This window comes from Micromonospora avicenniae, assembly GCF_900156065.1.
GTDB lineage: Bacteria > Actinomycetota > Actinomycetes > Mycobacteriales > Micromonosporaceae > Micromonospora > Micromonospora avicenniae.
In genome coordinates, this window is record NZ_FTNF01000008.1 from 211,041 (window position 1) to 226,721 (window position 15,681).

The following is a 15,681-nucleotide window of genomic DNA, read 5'->3' on the forward strand; positions in this document are numbered from 1 at the left end:
CCGGGCCTGGCCCCCCGGACCGGTCGGCCGTGGTACGCGGTCAGAAGTCGTCGACGTTCACCGTCACCCGGTGCTCGCTCGACCTCCAGTTGGGCACGTTGATCAGTTCGAACCCGCCGCCCCGCTGGTCTACCCCGATCGACACGAGGCCGAGGTGGGCCGGCTCGGCCGGAATGAACACGTCCATGCCGGTCATGAAGGTCTGGCTGAAGAACTCCGGCAGGGGAGCGGTCAGGTCGGTGACCCGGTCGCTGCCGTCGTCGAATGCGAAGATCCCGATCGTCCGCTTGGCGCGCGGCGCGTTCGCGGCGTTCAGCACGCTGCGGCCGTTGATCCACAGCTGGTCACCGGCGCCGCCCTGGTCGCCCCACCACTCCTTCTGACGCTGGATGGTCAGCGCCGTGTGCCGGTCGCTGGTGTCGATCAGCGCGCTGAGACCCTCGCCCGGCCGGCTGGTGAGCAGGCGCACGAACGCGTCCGACCGCAGGAACGGCTGGAAGTAGAAGTGGTGCGTCGGCGCATCGGTCCGCACGATCGCGAACTCGTACCGGGCCGTGGCGAGCACCGGGATCGGACCGAACGACCCGTCGCCGGCCAGGGGCAGCCGGTGCGCCGGACGGTCGGACAGTCGACGACCCGTCAGCGGACTCACCGGATAGACCTCGAGCGTCGCACCGGTGACGCCGACGTTGCTGGGGAAGAGGACCGTGCGGCCGGAGACCCGGGCGGTGCCGAGCAGTTGCGGAACGATCCGCGTCGTGTGCGGCGCCCGGCCCCGGAAGAAGCGGAAGATCTCCCGGAACGACTCCTCCGACGACACGGTCTGGGTGTGGGACTGGCCCGGGAAGTACACGTTGGTCGCGCCCGCGATGGCCCGGGCCGGGTCGCCCTCGCCCCAGATCGCGAGCGTGGGCACCCCGCCCGGCGGTGCCGCCGCGGTGCGCCCGTCCAGATTGACGTAGTGCGCCACGCGGCCGGCGCGCGTCGGTGAGCTGCCGAGGTAACCCTGCATGACGAAGGTGCCGAGGCTGTGCGCGAGCAGGTCCACCTTGTCTGCGCCGCTGGCGTTCAGCAGCCGGTCGATCCGGGCGTCCAGCTCCGCGTAGATCTGGGGCAGGATCGTGGCGACGTTCGGTGAGTCGTACTCCTGCGCCTCGATGATGTCGATCGGGTAGCCGTTGCTGGCCAGGCGCTTTGCCTGCGTCTGGAACTGGGACGCCGATCCGGCGCTGCCGTGCACGAAGACCACGGGACGGTACGACGTGCCGGCGCTGGCCTCGGCGGCGGGTGGAGCGGTGGTGACGGACAGACCGGCCGCGACCGCGATTCCGGCCAGCAGGGCGAGCATCCTGCGGCGAAGAGTGTGCACAGTTCCTCCATCAGTCGACGGGGTTTTTGCACCGTGAGCGCAATTATCGTGACAGGAGGCGGCGGTCGATCCAACCCTTCCTCCGGCGACGCGGGATGGCGGAGGATGGCGGAACAGGCGTTGAACCGACGCCGCCTCGACGCGTGACAAGACGCCGGCAGCGAGCCCTTCCGAAGAGAGGACGAGCCCACGTGACCACCCTCAAGTCGCCCATCCCGCGGTTCCACCTGGCCATGCCCGTTGACGACCTCGACGCCGCCCGCCACTTCTACGGGAAGGTCATCGGGTGCGAGCAGGGACGCAGCTCAGAAACCTGGATCGACTGGGACCTGCGCGGCCACCAGTTCGTGACCCACCTCGCCCCGGGACGTGGCCCGGCGGCGCACAACCAGGTCGACGGCCACGACGTGCCTGTCCCGCACTTCGGTCTGCTGCTGACCATTCCGGAGTTCCACGACCTCGCCGAGCGGCTACGAGCCGCCGGTACGACCTTTGTCATCGAGCCCTACCTGCGGTTCGCCGGACAGCCCGGGGAACAGTGGACGATGTTCCTCCTCGATCCGGCCGGCAACGCCCTGGAGTTCAAGGCGTTCGCCGACGACTCCCAGGTGTTCGCCTCCTGAGGACCGCCGACGAGCCACCGGCCCGGGCCGACCGAGGAGATCGGTCGGCCTGGGCCGATGGGGATCGCCGACTGTGCGGGCGCAAGCGCTACCTGCCGGCCAGCCCGAGGCCGATCGTCCGGGTCAGGGTGGCGTTGTCGTCGTCGCCGTCCAGCGACCAGATCATCGCCCCGGCCAACCCGGCCCGCCGGACGTACCGCATCTTCTGCTCGACCACCGCCGGATCGTCGTACGTCCAGAACGTCGTACCGTCGAACAACCAGGCGTGCCCGCCGCGCGGGTCGCGGTGGAGCGTGTAGCCGGCGCCGGTCAGGGTCTTGAGTCGCCGGTAGTCCTCGTACCCGGCCTCGAAGGTCGCCGGCGCGGGCCCCGTGGCGGGCTGGAACAGACCGTTCCCGCCCCCGGTGACACCGGTCCAGCCGCGCCCGTAGTACGGGATGCCCAGCACCAGCTTCCCCCGTGGTGCGCCGCGGGCGATCCAGCCGTCGATCGCCACCTCGGCGGAGAAGTCCGGATCGTCCGGCGCGCCCGCCGGCACGCGCAGCGCCGACTGCTGGTTGGTCACCGGGTCCCATCCACCGTGGAAGTCGTAACCCTGCACCGTGGCGAAGTCGAGGTACCGGAAGATCTTCCGGCCCTCGAATCCGGCGTCCATGGTCGCCGGATTGGCCGGCAGGAAGGCGGTCAGCTGGTAGTGCTTGCGGGTCTGCCGGCCGTACGCGTCGAGCTGCCGACGGAACTCGGCGAGCAGCTTGGTGAAGTTCTCCCGGTCCTCCGGGCGGATCACGTTGCCGGGCTCACCCGGCCAGTTCGGCCACTCCCAGTCCAGATCGATGCCGTCGAAGACTCCGGCGGCGGCACCCGGCCCGCCGCTGCCGCCGTCCAGGATCGGCAGGTTCCCCTTGAGGTAGAGGTCGATGCAGGAGGCGACGAACGCCTTGCGGGAGGCGTCGGTGCGGGCGGCGTTCGAGAAGTACGTCGACCAGCTCCAGCCACCCAGTGAGATCAGCACCTTCAGGTCGGGATGCTTGGCCTTGAGTTTCGCCAGTTGGCCGAAGTTGCCGTTGAGTGGTTCGCCCCAGGCGTCGGCGACGCCGTCGACGCTCTCCTCGGCCGGGACGGGGCGCTGGTAGTCGGCCCAGGCGTCGCCCTCGCCCGGCCCGCCGTCGACGTAACAGCGGCCGTCCTCGCTGACATTGCCGAAGGCGTAGTTGACGTGGGTGAGCTGACTCGCCGCACCGGAGGTGTCGAGCTTGCCGACCGTGTAGGCCCGGTCGTAGATGCCCCACTGGGTGAAGTACCCGACCCGGAGGTAACCGGCACGGTCGTGTGGCTTTCCGCCCGCGCTCGCGGCGTTCGGCGGACCGGCGGTGATCAGCATGGTCGCCAGGGCGACGAGGGCGGTGAGACGGAATGTTCGCATGGCACTCCCAAAGGATTGCGCGAAAATCAGTAAAGACCCCTTCCTGATCGATGAAGTTAAGCGGATCACACTCTGCGGTCAAGCAATGACATCGAGCACTCGCCGGCGTGCCCGGGCCGGATGCGCGCCGGGACGGAAGTCACGAGTGAGCGCCCGACAAGCGGGCGACGGTCAGCTCTGACCGTGATCCAGGCCCCTGCCGTCCGTCGTGCGGGCGACCAGGTCGTGGCCCAGATCGAACTGGACGCCGTCCGGGTTGGTCAGCCCGACGTCGGCGTACCACGAGTGGTCTGCCTCGGGGTGTGGTCCGACGAGGCCGACTCGTCCGGCGCCGAAGGTGGTGATGACGGCGGCGGCGGCGCCGGTGTCGTAGGTGGCGAGCACGGTGCCCGGCGCTCCGGATCGCAGCTCGAACATCGGCCCGTCCTGGAAGTACATGTGCCGGAGGCGCCCACCCCACCGCACCTCGACCACGGTGTCGTCGGTGCTGTCGACGCTCGCCCCGTCGGTGCTGATGTACTGGCGCACCTTCCCGTCGATCAGACCGAGGCCGGGATTGGCCGCGGCGAGGTACGCACCCAGACAGAAGCCGAGGTAGTGCCCCCCGTCGTGGACGAAGCCCCGGATGTCCTCGGCATAGTCACGCATCCTCCGCCATGCCGGGCCGACGTTGCCGCCTCCGGGCTGGGCGTAGACCGCAGCTTCGGACAGCGTGCTGCGCGATATCTGCCGCTCCTCGCCCGGTCCGCAGTACTCGGTGCGGAACGGGGCCGGTGCGCTGCGCAGGAGCGCTGCCACCGCCTCGGCGCAGCCGGAGCAGGCGGCTGGACCCCGGTAGACCAGTGCCAGCGGCCGGTCTGCGGAGATCAGCGAGGCTCCGGCCCAGCCGAGCGCAGCCAGGGCGCCGGCGGCGCCGACGCCGACGCCGACCAGGAGGCTCCGCCGACTGATCCTGCTTCCCTCGCCGACGAGCAGGCCCAACCTGCCCTGCCTCATGTCGCTCCCTCCCGCTCAGCGGTAGCGCCATCTCGTTGCGCGCGTCCCTGTCAAGCGTTCGTGGGGGTGGGGAGCCGCTGCCGTGTACATCGACATCCCGGCGCGGCCGTGCCGTCGTCGACCGTTCCAGGTGGCCAGGCGACGAGCGCTGCGGGTGGCCACTGTGACGAGCCCTTCGAGTGGCCCACGGCCCGCGGTGGCCCACCATGCGGTTGCGAACAACAGGATGACCACGACCTGCGCGAGGTATCCGGGCACGGGAGCGAAGGAGTCGACGTTCGAGTTGATGAACATGATGTGGCCGGTGTAGAGCGTCAGGGTCATGCCGCCAGCGGCCGCCAGGGGCACCAGCAGCACGGAGATCGCCCGCCGCGGGAGGGAACGTGCCACCCGGCCGGCGAGCAGCATGAGAGCGATCAGCGCGATCGCGGTCCCGGTCGTGCCGACCAGGTCGGGCGGTGTGCTGGTGTGCGGCGAGTCGACGGCCAGCCACCACCACGTCGAGGTGGGCGTGTTGCCGTCCCCGCCGAACCTGAGGAGCTCGGCCGTCTCCGTCGCGTCCAGCCCACTCTTCGGCTGGGTGAGCGTGATCTGCTGTAGGCCCCCGTAGCGGTCGAGCAGGACCGACGACGCCGCCATGGCCGCGGCGGCGAGCGCTACTCCGGCGGCGAGCATCCCGAGGAGGGTTCTCAATCTGGTCAGCGTCAGCCGCCCGACGACCAGGCCGGCACACAGGTACGCCAGCCACGCCACGGCCGGGTACTCCCCGGTGAGCGACAGCTCGGTGAGCAGCGAGACCGGGCTGTCGAGGAGGTGCGCGAACGCCGGGTTCTCGTAGCTCGGTTCCGGCAGTGGCGGCAGGACGTGATGGAGAGCCGAAGCGCCGGCGGCCACGACCACGCCGGTGACCGCCACCAGCCAGGTCGGCAGGAACACCAGCGGGATGGCCAACAGGAACATCACCGCGTAGCTGGGCAGGATCACCGCTGCCAGGGACGCGTCGGTGTAACCCAGTGCCAGTCCGATCGCGCCGATGGCCAGAGCCCGGACGACCAGCGCCGCCACAACCCCCGAGCCGGCAGCCGGTCGGACCCGTCGTCGCTCGGTCAGGAACGCGATGCCGACCCCGGCCAGCACCGCGAACGCGGCAGACGACCGCCCGGCGAAGGCCGTGAACCACCAGGCGGGTCTACCGGCGGCATCGGATTCGGGTAACGAGTGCACGGCGATCATGGTGAGCAGTGCGACTCCGCGGGCGGCGTCCACGCCGAGCAGCCGGGCCCGCCCGACCGGCGCGTCCGCCGGGGGTGGAACTTCGGGTCGCCGGGCTTCGGCGGCGCGCATGTTCGCCTGGGCAGATCGGTCGAGATCCTGCCAACTGAGGTTCGCTGTGTTGTTCATGGCCTCATCACGGTGTCAACCAGGTCCTGGCCGAGATCTGCGCCGAGCCGGCCGGCGGCGGGCAACTTGGCGTCGAGGTACCAGTCGTCTGTCGCTTCGGGGTGAGGACCGACCACACCGACCCGGCCGGCACCGAAGTGGGTGACCATCGCGGCGATCGTGCCGTTCAGGTAGGTCGCGAGGATGTCGGCCCGGGCGTTGGGCGGCAGCCAGAAGTACGGACCGTCCTGGAAGAAGAGCGTGCGTCGCCGGCCGCGCCAGGCGACCCGGACGACGGTGTTCTTCTGCGAGTCGATGGTGGCGCCGGAGGAGGCGATGTACTGGTCGGTGTCACCTGGCAGGAGGGCGAAGCCGGGAGTGTGCCCGGCGAGATAGCCGCCCAGGCAGATCCCCAGATACCTCCCGCCGGAGTGGACGAACTGCCGGATGTCGTGGCGGTGGCCCTTCAGGTGCCGGTAGCCGCGTTTGAGGCTGCCGCCCCCGGGCTGGGCGTAGAGCGCGGCCTCGGCGAGCGTCCGGTGGTCGAGCGGTAGGTCCTCGTCCGGCCCGACATACCGGACGTCGAAGCCCCACTGGCTGGACTTGAGAAGTGCCGCCACGGCCTCCGGACAGCCGGGCAGCGTCGCCGGTCCCCGGTAGACCAGCGCGACCGGTGTCTCCTTTCGCTCCGGCCGCGGTGCACGGGCCGTCAGGCCGCGGCCGGTGAGCGCCTGCCCGCCAGCGGCGAGCAGGCGCCCGAAGGGTCCCGGGAGCATTACGACCTCGAGGGGAGCGGGTTGTCGAGGGTCAGCGCCGTGCAGCGCACACCACCCCCGCCCTTCGCGAGTTCGGTCGTGTCCAGTTCGACCACCACCAGGGCGTGGGCCCGAAGCGCGGCGGCCAACTTCGGGGCTCCCTTGGTCATGGTCACGGTGATGCCGTCGCTGATCAGGTTGAGCGCGAAGCGGGACGCCTCCTCGACGTCGACCTCGATGAGGTCCATGCCGAGTCCACTCAGCCGCCGGCGGCTCGGCTCGTCGAAGGCCTCGGGGCAGTAGGCGAGCGTCCGTCCGGGCTCGATGACCGCGACCGCCAGGTCGAGGTCGTACCACTGCGGGCTGACCGTCCGCAGCGGCACCACCTCGTAGCCCAGCTCCCGCTCGAGGACGGCGTGCATCCGCCGGTCGGTCCGCTGGCCGTAGCCGGCGAGCAGCAGGTCGCCACAGGCCAGGGCGTCGCCCTGGCCGCTGAACGCGTACGGCGCCTCCACCACGTCGAAGTCGTGGTTGATCAGCCAGTCCTGGAAGTACGGCATCTCGGCCTTGCGCTCGGGCGGCGGCGCGCCGAGCACGGCCCGGTCGCCCCGCACCAGCGCGGCGTTGGCGGTGAACACCATGTCCGGACACTCCGGCGAGGACGGCAGGTATTCGATGCGGCGGCCGGCCGCTCGGTGCGCCACGACGATGCTCAGGTGCTCGACCACCGCTGCCGCCTGGCCGGGCTGCACCTCGGTGCGCATGTACGGGTTGATCTCGTAGTCGACCCGGAAGTGCATGGCGTCAGACACCAGGAGTGCCATGTTCATTGAGCCGTTCTTCCTCTCGTGGATGGAAATTGGACGGGATCGGGTGCGGCCGGACTGGTGGCGGCCGCAGCCACAGCGGTACGGCGCGGCGTCACGACGCCGGTTGTGCAACGGGATCGAGGGTGATCACCCCCTGGGCGGGAATGCCTCGCCATCGGGTTCCAGGAGTGAGGTGTTCGCCCTTCATGAGCAGGGAGAGCGAATCCAGGCTGACGTCGTCGCCGACGACGGCGTCGTAGAGCACGATCGCCCGGGTGCCGATGGTGGCGCCGGCGCCGACGGTGACGACGGACATCTTCATCACCCGGTCCTCGAACAGGTGGGTCTGCAGCGACACCTCGGTGCCCACGGTCGCGTCGTCACCGATCCGAACCAGGTCGAACTCGGTGAGGTAGGTGGTGCCGATCCAGGTGCGTCTGCCGATGCTCACCCCGAACCAGCGCAGCAGCGGCGGCAGGAACGGTGTGCCGACGAGCAGCCCGACGCCGACAGGGACCGCTGCGGCTTCGTAGAGGCCGGTCACGAACTCGGTGCGGCGGACGAAGTCGCTCCAGAGCGGTTCCACGCGAGGTCGGTAGGTGCCGACGATGTTGCGCTTCGTCGCCGCGCAGAACAGGATCACCGCGACGCTCGACCCGATCGCGACGAACGGTGAGACCAGCGCCGGCACGAGCAGGTCCCGACCGTTGGCGAGCCAGGAGAGTGCCAGGAGGTAGAGGTAGAAGCTGACGCCGAGCACCGATGCGGGCAGGGTGGCACGGAAGAACTCGACGAAGAGCCGACGGGCCACGACCGCGCGCGGCGGGCGGAAGGTCTGCTCCTCGGAGAACGAGCCGCTGCTCTGGCGTACCGGCAGGTGGATCGCCGGCGAGCCCAACCAGGACGTGCCCTCCGGGACCTGCTTGTCGGGCGGTAGCGTGCTGACGCCGAGCAGGCAGCCGTTGCCCAGCACCGTGCCGGCCGGTACGAATGCGGCGTTCCCGACGAACGCCCGGCTGCCTATCGTGGTGGGCAGGAACGCCACGCGGCCGTTGGCGAACGTCGCGGCACCGAGACTGGCCATGTCGGCCACGAAGCTCTCCGCTCCCAGGGTGAGCAGGTCGGGGTCGAGGTGCGCGGCGGTGGACACCTCGGCGCCGGGACCGACCCGGGCACCGAGCAGTCGCAGCCAGGGCCCGGTGTAGAGGGTCGCGTAGAGCGAGTTGGTGAACGTCAGGCTGAACTCGAGGAGCTTGTCAGCGATCCACTTGCGTACGCCGAGCATCGAGTGCGCCCGGTGGTGGACGCCGATGGGTACCCGCGGCAGCACGAGGCGCTTGCCGACCGCGACCCCCGCGCAGACCGTGAGCACGTAGACGACGCCGGCGGGGAGGGTCGCGACGAGCCCGGCGACCAGACCCTGGGTCAGCAGTACCCACCAGACCAGCGCCACGCTGGGCAGGACCATCGCGATCGCACCGAGTTCCAGGCCGATCAGGCCGATCAGCCCGGCGAGGTAGTGGTGCAGGCGCCAGCCGTGGCGCGGGCGGCGGTAGCTGATCATCGCCTCGACGGTGGAGGACAGCCGAGGGGCGGGAGTCGGCGGAGAACCCGCCCAGCGTGCTGCGGGTGGCACGGTCTCGCCGTGGACCAGGACGGACTGTTCACCGACGGCGGCGTACGCGCCGACCGACGCGCCCGGCTCGAGAACCGCGTTCGCGCCGACGAAGGCACCTTCCCCGATGGTGATCGGTCCGACGACGACCCAGCCGTCCTCCGCCCGCCACGGGCGTAGCGAGACGCCGTACCCGATGGCGGCGCCCCGACCGATGGAGAGCAGGGTCGGGAGGCTGATCGCGCTGGTCGCGATCGTGGTCCGACCGCCGATTCGGGCGCCGAGCAGCCGCAGGTAGGTCGCGATCAGCGGAGATCCGCTGAGCACGGGCAGCGGCCCGACCGCGAGGAGGGTGTTGAGCGCCCAGAGCCGGACGTAGGTCGGCCCCCACAGGCGGTATCGGCCGGGCCGGATGCCGGCGGCCAACGGCCGGGCCAGCAGCACCGGCAGCACCCACCGGACACCGAGGTAGCTGAGCAGGATCGCGACCATCAGTTCGGCGAGGACCCGGACGGACACGAAGCCGTCGTTGCGGGTGTAGACGTAGGAGACCGGAAGCGTGACGGCCAGCAACAGCAGGTAGATCACCGCGCCCTGACCGAACCCGGCGAAGGCGATCCGACGGCTGCTGTGCCTCAGCGGGGCCTGGCGGGGTGGAGCGGCCGGCCCGCCGACCCGCTCTGCGGCGCCGAGGTGAGCGGCCATTCCGCGTACCGTCGGGTGTGCGTAGAGGTCCCGGACCGCCGGGCTGACGCCGACCTCGCGGGCGCGCAGTAGGGACACCACCCGCGCCGCGAGCAGCGAATGTCCACCGAGGTCGGTGAAGAAGTTCGCCTCGACCGAGAGCGTCTCGGGCTCGATGCCGAACGCCTCGGCCCAGGCCGCCCGTACCTGCGTCTCCAGCTCGTTCTCGGCGGCCACGAGCGGACCGGTGGCGCGGGTGAGCCGACGACTCGGCGCGGGGAGCTGCTTGCGGTCGACCTTCCCGCTCGGCATGGTCGGCAGGGTGGCGACGAGGTCGAGGAAGGAGGGCACCATGTAACCGGGTAGCCGGATCTGCAGGGTTTGGCAGAGCCGGGCGATCAGCTCCTCCGACCTGTCGCCATGTGGTACGACGTAGGCGGCCAGCTCGCGCGGAGCGTCCGGCCCGTCGGCGACGGGAACGAGTGCCGTGACCGCCTCGGCCACGTCCTCGTCCTCCAGCAGCACGCTCTCGATCTCGCCGAGGTCCACCCGGTGCCCGCGGATCTTGACCTCGGAGTCGGCCCGGCCGAGGTATTCGATCTCGCCGTCCTCGGTGAGCCGGCCGAGGTCCCCGGTGCGGTACAGCCGACTGCCGGGCGGCGCCAGCGGGTGCTCGATGAACCGGTCCGCGGTCAGCTCGGGGCGTCCGACGTACCCACGCGCCACCCCCGGCCCGCCGATGCAGATCTCGCCGACCTCTCCGTCGGCCACCGGCTGGCGCTGCTCGTCGAGCAGCACCACCGAGTAGGTCGGCAAGGGCCGACCGATGGTGACGATCCGCCCGGGGAGCAGTTCAGCCCAGGTCGCGGTGACCGTGGTTTCGGTCGGCCCGTAGGTGTTGAGGATCCGCCGGCCAGGTCGGCTCCACCGTTCGACCAGCTGACCCGGGCACGCCTCACCGCCGACGAGCAGGTTTCGGATCCGGGGTAGGTCGCGGGGAATGGTGGCCAGCAGGGTGGGCACGCAGTAGAAGACGGTGATGCCGGCCTCGTCGAGGAAGTCCGCCAGTTCCGCCCCGAGGCGCCGGGAGTCCGTCGGCCCGGCCACCAGCGTCGCACCGACCGACCAGGTCGGCCAGATCTCTTCGATCGCGAAATCGAACGCGATCGTCATGCCCTGGTACACCCGATCGCTCGGGCGCACGTCGTAGAGGCCGGGCACCACGTCGAGGAAGTTGCAGATGCTCGACTGTGCGACCTCGACACCCTTGGGTCGCCCGCTGGAGCCGGAGGTGTAGATCACGTAGGCGCTGGGGTCCGGCAGGCCGTCACGGTCGAGGTCTGGCCGATGGCTCGGCGCCGCGGCGAGTTCGACGGCGCTCTTGTCGATGACGAGAGCGCGCTGGTCGCCCACCCGGTCGGCAAGTGCCGAGGAGGTCAGCACCAGGTCGACGTTCGAGTCCTCGGCGATGTAGGCGACCCGGTCCGCGGGGGACTCGGGGTCGATCGGCACGAAGGCGGCGCCGGCCTTCCCGACGCCGAGCAACGCCACGTACGTGTCGACCGACCGCTGCAGCAGGATGGCCACCCGGGCGCCACCCACGACGCCGGAGGAACGCAGGTGATTGGCCAGCCGGTTCGCCCGCTCGTCCAGCTCCCGGTAGGTCAGCCGCTCGTCGTCGCACTCGAGTGCGATGGCGGACGGATCTCGGTCACAGGCGGACTCGAACACGTGGTGCAGACGCCGGATCCTCGTGACGGCGCCCTCGTCGCCTGACCCGCCCTCCAGATTGACGACCAGCGGACCGACGAGGACACCCGCGTCAGCCTCGGCCGCCGGACCAGACACCGGTTGCAGGGACGATATGGACGTGTTGATCTGCCCGACTTGCTCCACGGGAACGCAAACCCCCTGCGCCGATCACTCATGAAAGACCTGTGCCATCCGGCGAGCCCTGCTCGAACCAGGTCACCGGAGGTGACGCCGACAGGTCAGGTGAGCGAAGATCACGGCTACGGCTTGAAAGCCGTGAAAGCGGCCAATACCGACATAGCTTGACGAAGCTAGCAGAGGTGAGTGACCGACATGATTGCAAAACGCCGAAATATGACCGAGTTCGGCTGATTGATGCGTCAGCCGGCTGACTGATGCGGTAGTCAGCTGACTGATCCGGCAGTCAGAGCCGGTCGATAGGATGGTCCGAGCTGACCGATAGGGCAGTCGCGACCGGTGCAGCGGTAATTCGACGACAACTCGGCCCCGGCCGTCGTTGCCTGCAGGGCGGATTCCAGTGCCGGAGCACTGCACAGCGGATCTCGCTGAAGGCGTGGGTTCTGGACGGCCACGACATCAGCTCGATTGAAAGGCGGCGCCGAAACCGGCCCATACTGCCGATCAGCGGCGTCGCCAGCGGATCGGTAACCGCTTCACCCCGCGCTGGAAGTTCGAGCGTAGGTAGGTGGGCGCGCCCGCGTACGCGACGCTGGCCGTACTCGCCAGCAGCGCCTCGAGCAGGGCGCGGACCTGACACCGGGCCAGATGGGCGCCGAGACAGAAGTGCGGGCCGTGACCGAAGACGAGATGCGGATTGGGGTGCCGTGCGAGGTCGAGCCGGTCCGGCTCGACGAACACGCTCTCGTCACGGTTGGCGGACGTGAACGAGACCACCACCTTGTCACCGGCCCGCACCGGTACACCGGCGATGGTGGTGTCCTCGGTGGCGGTGCGCCGGAATACCATCACCGGCGTCCACCAGCGCAGCAACTCGTCGACGGCGGTGTCGAACAGGGCCGGCTCCTGACGCAGCCGCTCCATCTGCGCCGGGTGTTCCAGCAGAGCGATCATCGCGCCCGGCAGGCCGTTGCGGACCGTCTCGTTCCCGGCCACAGCGAACAGCCAGAACATGTTCTCGAACTCCTCCGTCGCAAGCCGCTCGTCACCCTGCTGCGCCAGCAGGATGGACATGACGTCCCGCCCCGGATCGCGGCGCTTCGACTCGGCCAGCAGGTGCGCGTACGCGTAGAGGTCCGCCATACCGGTTCGCGTGCGCGGATCCGGCATCCGCCCATCGGGGTCCGGAGCGGGCCGGTGCCGCAGCGCCGCACGCGCCGCCTCGGTGCCGGCCTGCGGGTCGAACGCGGCCGACACCGCGTAGTCCGGATCCTGAAAGCCGATCACCCGGTTCGACCAGTCGTACAGCAACCAGCGGTCGGGCTCCGGCACCCCGAGAACGTCCGCGAGGGTGAGCAGCGGCAGGTCCGCCGCGAGGTCGCGGGCGAAGTCGCAGACCCCCTCGTCCGCATCGCCGAGCGCATGCTCGACGAGCATCACCGCGTTCGCCCGGATCGACGCCTCCACGGCGGCGACCGCTCGCGGGTTGAACGACCGGGCGACCGGCCGGCGCAGGCGTCCGTGCTCGGGCGGATCCATGTTGAGCATCATGCGGCGGACGTAATCGAGATCCTCACCGGTGGCCGGGTCGCGGATCTGGGTGGCGCCGAGCCAGGACGAGAACAGCCGCGGCTGCCGGAGCACATCTGTCACGTCGGCGTGCCGGAGCACCAGCCAGAAGCCGGGACCGCCGGGCAGCCCGAGTAGCGGTGGCTCCTCGACCCACACCACCGGGCTGGTCGCGCGCAGCGCGGCGAGCAGCCGGTACGGAACGCCGTCGACGTAGGTGCGGGGATCGACCAGCGGCGTCGGGTCGGCAGTCACCGCCCGAGAAAGTCCTCGATCACCGTGACCAGCCGCACGGGTGTCTCGTACATCGCGTAGTGCCCGGCATTCGCGAGCACCTCCAGCCGGGCGTTGGGGTAGTGGCGCATCCAGGTCTCGCGCATCGTGTCGGCGCCCAGCGCCGGATCGTGCTCGCCCACGATCGCGAGCGCCGGCACCGGATTGCCCTTCACCTCGTCGGTGAAGTCCGTCCGTGCCCAGGCCGTGAGATAGGCGCCGAACGCCTCGCGGGCGGAGTTCTCGACGGAGAACTTGACCATTTCGTCCAGCCAGCGGCCGGAGAGCCGGTTGCCGGTGGTGAGGTCGATGATGGCGCGCCGGTTGGCCGGTTCGGCGGCCGCGCCGTCGAAGAGCGCCCAGCTCCGCAGGTCGAAGGGGACTCCGCCGGCCGGCACGGGGCTGATGCCGACGAGGCGTTCCACGCGTCCCGGCGCGTCGGCGAGCATCCGCTGCGCGGCGCTCCCACCCATGGAGTGCCCGACCACCGAGAACGTGTTCCAGCTCAGGGAGTCAGCCAGGTCCAGGGCGTCGCGGGAGATCTCGGCGATGCTGTATTCGCCGGCGGCGTCGGTGCGCTCGCCGTACCCCCGGTAGTCCAGGAACGCCCAGGTGAAGCGCTCGGTGTCGAGCAGCTCCGGCAGCCAGCCCCAGCCACGGGCCGACCCGAACCAACCGTGCAGGGCCAGCACCTTTCGTGGCCCACGACCGACGCTGATGTGGTTGATCGTCATGACGGCGAACCCTTCCGCTGCTGTGGCGCTACGACGGAACCTGGTGCACGTGAAAGCGACCGTAGTGCCCGCGGCGACCGATCGGAAGGGAGTCGTCGCTCGCTGTACAGACCTTGTCTCCGGCGTCGGACATCGCACGGCTACGACGCCCGCCGCTGCTCGACCCGCTCGATCCGCTCGACCCGCTCGGGCCGAGCGGCGCGCGCCGGGGCAACCGCTCGACCGACGTCGAACAGCCGGACCGGAGCCCCACCCGGGGTCCGATCCGGCTCTTGACGCGCGTTCGGCAGTGGGGCTGCGCTACGCCTGGTTGGCAGCCGGGATCCGGACCGGTCCGAAGCTCTCCTGGATCCAGTTCGGGTAGGCGACCGGCGGACGGCTCACCGCGTCGAGTTCGGCGAGGTCCTGTTCGGTCAGGGTCAGCTCGCTGGCGGCGAGGTTGTCGGTGAGCTGGTCCAGCCGGCGGGCGCCGACGATGACGCTGGTGATCGCCCGCTGGGCGAGCACCCAGGCGATCGCGACCCGAGCGGGGCTCACCTCGTGCCGAGCGGCGACGGCGCGCACCACGTCGACGATCTGGTGGCCCTTCTCCTCGTCGAACTGGACGAAGTCGCCACCGACCTGGCTGCGCCGGGAGACCTCTTCGCTGGCGGTGCTGCCCGGCTTGAACTTGCCGGAGAGGAAACCGCCGGCGAGCGGGCTCCACACCGTGAGGCTCACACCCTCGTCCTCGGCCATCGGCACCAGGTCGCGCTCGGCGTCCCGGGACGCCAGCGAGTAGTGGATCTGGTTGGCGACGAACCGGGCCCGGTCCTGCCGCGCGGAGATGCCCAGTGCCTTGCTGACCTGCCAGGCCGCGAGGTTCGAGCTGGCGATGTAGCGAACCTTGCCCTGCCGTACCGCGTCGTCGAGCGCGGCCAGCGTCTCCTCCATCGGCGTCAGATGGTCGTAGTTGTGGATGTGGTACACGTCGATGTAGTCGGTCTGCAGCCGGCGCAGGCTGTCCTCAAGCGCACGCATCACGTGCAGGCGAGTGAGGCCCTGATCGTTGGGCCCGGGGCCGACAGGGGCGAGCAGCTTGGTCGCGAGCACGATGTCCCGCCTGCGCTGCTTGATCGCCCGGCCCAGCATCTCCTCGCTCTCGCCGTCGGCGTAGACGTCAGCCGTGTCGATGAAGTTCACCCCGGCGTCGAGAGCCACGCCGAGCATTCGGTCGAGCTCCTCCTGCCCGAGCGCGCCCATCTTGTCGTACACCGGGTGGCCCTTGCCGCCGAACGTCATCGTTCCGAGCGAGATCTCGGAGACCCACACGCCGGTACGCCCCAGAAGACGGTATTTCACCCTTGCTCCTATTGATCAAGTTGCCGCGCGGACTGCCAATCGCTTCCGGCGAGCGGCCCGGACACTATGTCCGACATGCTGTCCGGTAGACATGCTACACGGAGTCAGGGTCGAGCTCAGAAACCGACAAACACCCATATTATGGAGAAATAGCGCCGGTTGGCCACCGAACTGGGGTGACCTGGCGCTTCTTGCGCTGTGCGAGGCCGGGGGAGCAGGC

At 70.0% G+C, this 15,681-nt stretch carries 11 protein-coding genes; 1 reads left to right on the top strand and 10 read right to left on the bottom strand.

What is annotated here, in order from left to right:
- Positions 1-40 precede the first annotated feature (40 nt).
- A complete protein-coding gene (locus BXA10_RS15205) occupies positions 41-1,369 on the bottom strand; it encodes an alpha/beta hydrolase (protein WP_139338005.1) in 1,329 nt (442 codons plus the stop codon).
- 191 nt (positions 1,370-1,560) lie between these two features.
- Here BXA10_RS15205 and BXA10_RS15210 point away from each other — a divergent pair, with 191 nt between their 5' ends.
- Entirely contained in the window at positions 1,561-1,992 is a 432-nt protein-coding gene (locus tag BXA10_RS15210) for a VOC family protein (protein ID WP_076470993.1), read from the top strand.
- Positions 1,993-2,080: 88 nt separating this feature from the next.
- On the opposite strand, the gene BXA10_RS15215 is transcribed toward BXA10_RS15210, so the two are convergent.
- The 9 genes from BXA10_RS15215 to BXA10_RS15255 all read right to left on the bottom strand — a co-directional run bounded on the left by BXA10_RS15215 (position 2,081) and on the right by BXA10_RS15255 (position 15,461).
- Positions 2,081-3,415 carry a glycoside hydrolase family 18 protein gene (locus tag BXA10_RS15215; RefSeq protein WP_076470994.1) on the bottom strand — a complete coding sequence of 445 codons (1,335 nt, stop codon included), beginning with the start codon at positions 3,413-3,415 and terminating at the stop codon, positions 2,081-2,083.
- 171 nt (positions 3,416-3,586) lie between these two features.
- A complete protein-coding gene (locus BXA10_RS15220; RefSeq protein ID WP_139338006.1) occupies positions 3,587-4,411 on the bottom strand; it encodes a BPL-N domain-containing protein in 825 nt (274 codons plus the stop codon).
- Between the two features lie 15 nt (positions 4,412-4,426).
- The gene (locus BXA10_RS15225; RefSeq protein WP_076470995.1) at positions 4,427-5,812 is read right to left on the bottom strand and encodes a heparan-alpha-glucosaminide N-acetyltransferase domain-containing protein; all 1,386 of its coding nucleotides are present in this window, start codon (positions 5,810-5,812) and stop codon (positions 4,427-4,429) included.
- Entirely contained in the window at positions 5,809-6,567 is a 759-nt protein-coding gene (locus BXA10_RS15230) for a BPL-N domain-containing protein (protein WP_084752824.1), read from the bottom strand. Before BXA10_RS15230 ends, BXA10_RS15225 begins: the two co-directional genes overlap by 4 nt.
- The gene (locus BXA10_RS15235; RefSeq protein ID WP_076470996.1) at positions 6,567-7,376 is read right to left on the bottom strand and encodes a dimethylarginine dimethylaminohydrolase family protein; all 810 of its coding nucleotides are present in this window, start codon (positions 7,374-7,376) and stop codon (positions 6,567-6,569) included. The genes BXA10_RS15230 and BXA10_RS15235 overlap by 1 nt, the downstream gene beginning before the upstream one ends.
- A gap of 91 nt (positions 7,377-7,467) precedes the next feature.
- Positions 7,468-11,502 (bottom strand): Pls/PosA family non-ribosomal peptide synthetase, encoded by a 4,035-nt coding sequence (locus BXA10_RS15240; RefSeq protein ID WP_245828259.1) that lies wholly within the window; start codon positions 11,500-11,502, stop codon positions 7,468-7,470.
- A 546-nt stretch (positions 11,503-12,048) separates the two neighbouring features.
- Complete coding sequence (locus tag BXA10_RS15245; RefSeq protein ID WP_175649219.1) at positions 12,049-13,368, bottom strand: cytochrome P450; 1,320 nt, start codon at positions 13,366-13,368, stop codon at positions 12,049-12,051.
- Positions 13,365-14,120 (bottom strand): alpha/beta fold hydrolase, encoded by a 756-nt coding sequence (locus tag BXA10_RS15250; protein WP_076470997.1) that lies wholly within the window; start codon positions 14,118-14,120, stop codon positions 13,365-13,367. Before BXA10_RS15250 ends, BXA10_RS15245 begins: the two co-directional genes overlap by 4 nt.
- A gap of 300 nt (positions 14,121-14,420) precedes the next feature.
- On the bottom strand, positions 14,421-15,461 hold the full coding sequence (locus BXA10_RS15255) for an aldo/keto reductase (RefSeq protein WP_076470998.1): 1,041 nt from the start codon (positions 15,459-15,461) through the stop codon (positions 14,421-14,423).
- Positions 15,462-15,681: the final 220 nt, after the last annotated feature.

Excerpts from the sequence above, each read along its gene's own strand:
- BXA10_RS15215 (WP_076470994.1), bottom strand. The coding sequence starts at position 3,415 with ATGCGAACATTCCGTCTCACCGCCCTCGTCGCCCTGGCGACCATGCTG.
- BXA10_RS15220 (WP_139338006.1), bottom strand. The coding sequence starts at position 4,411 with ATGAGGCAGGGCAGGTTGGGCCTGCTCGTCGGCGAGGGAAGCAGGATC.
- BXA10_RS15225 (WP_076470995.1), bottom strand. The coding sequence starts at position 5,812 with ATGAACAACACAGCGAACCTCAGTTGGCAGGATCTCGACCGATCTGCC.
- BXA10_RS15230 (WP_084752824.1), bottom strand. The coding sequence starts at position 6,567 with ATGCTCCCGGGACCCTTCGGGCGCCTGCTCGCCGCTGGCGGGCAGGCG.
- BXA10_RS15235 (WP_076470996.1), bottom strand. The coding sequence starts at position 7,376 with ATGAACATGGCACTCCTGGTGTCTGACGCCATGCACTTCCGGGTCGAC.
- BXA10_RS15250 (WP_076470997.1), bottom strand. The coding sequence starts at position 14,120 with ATGACGATCAACCACATCAGCGTCGGTCGTGGGCCACGAAAGGTGCTG.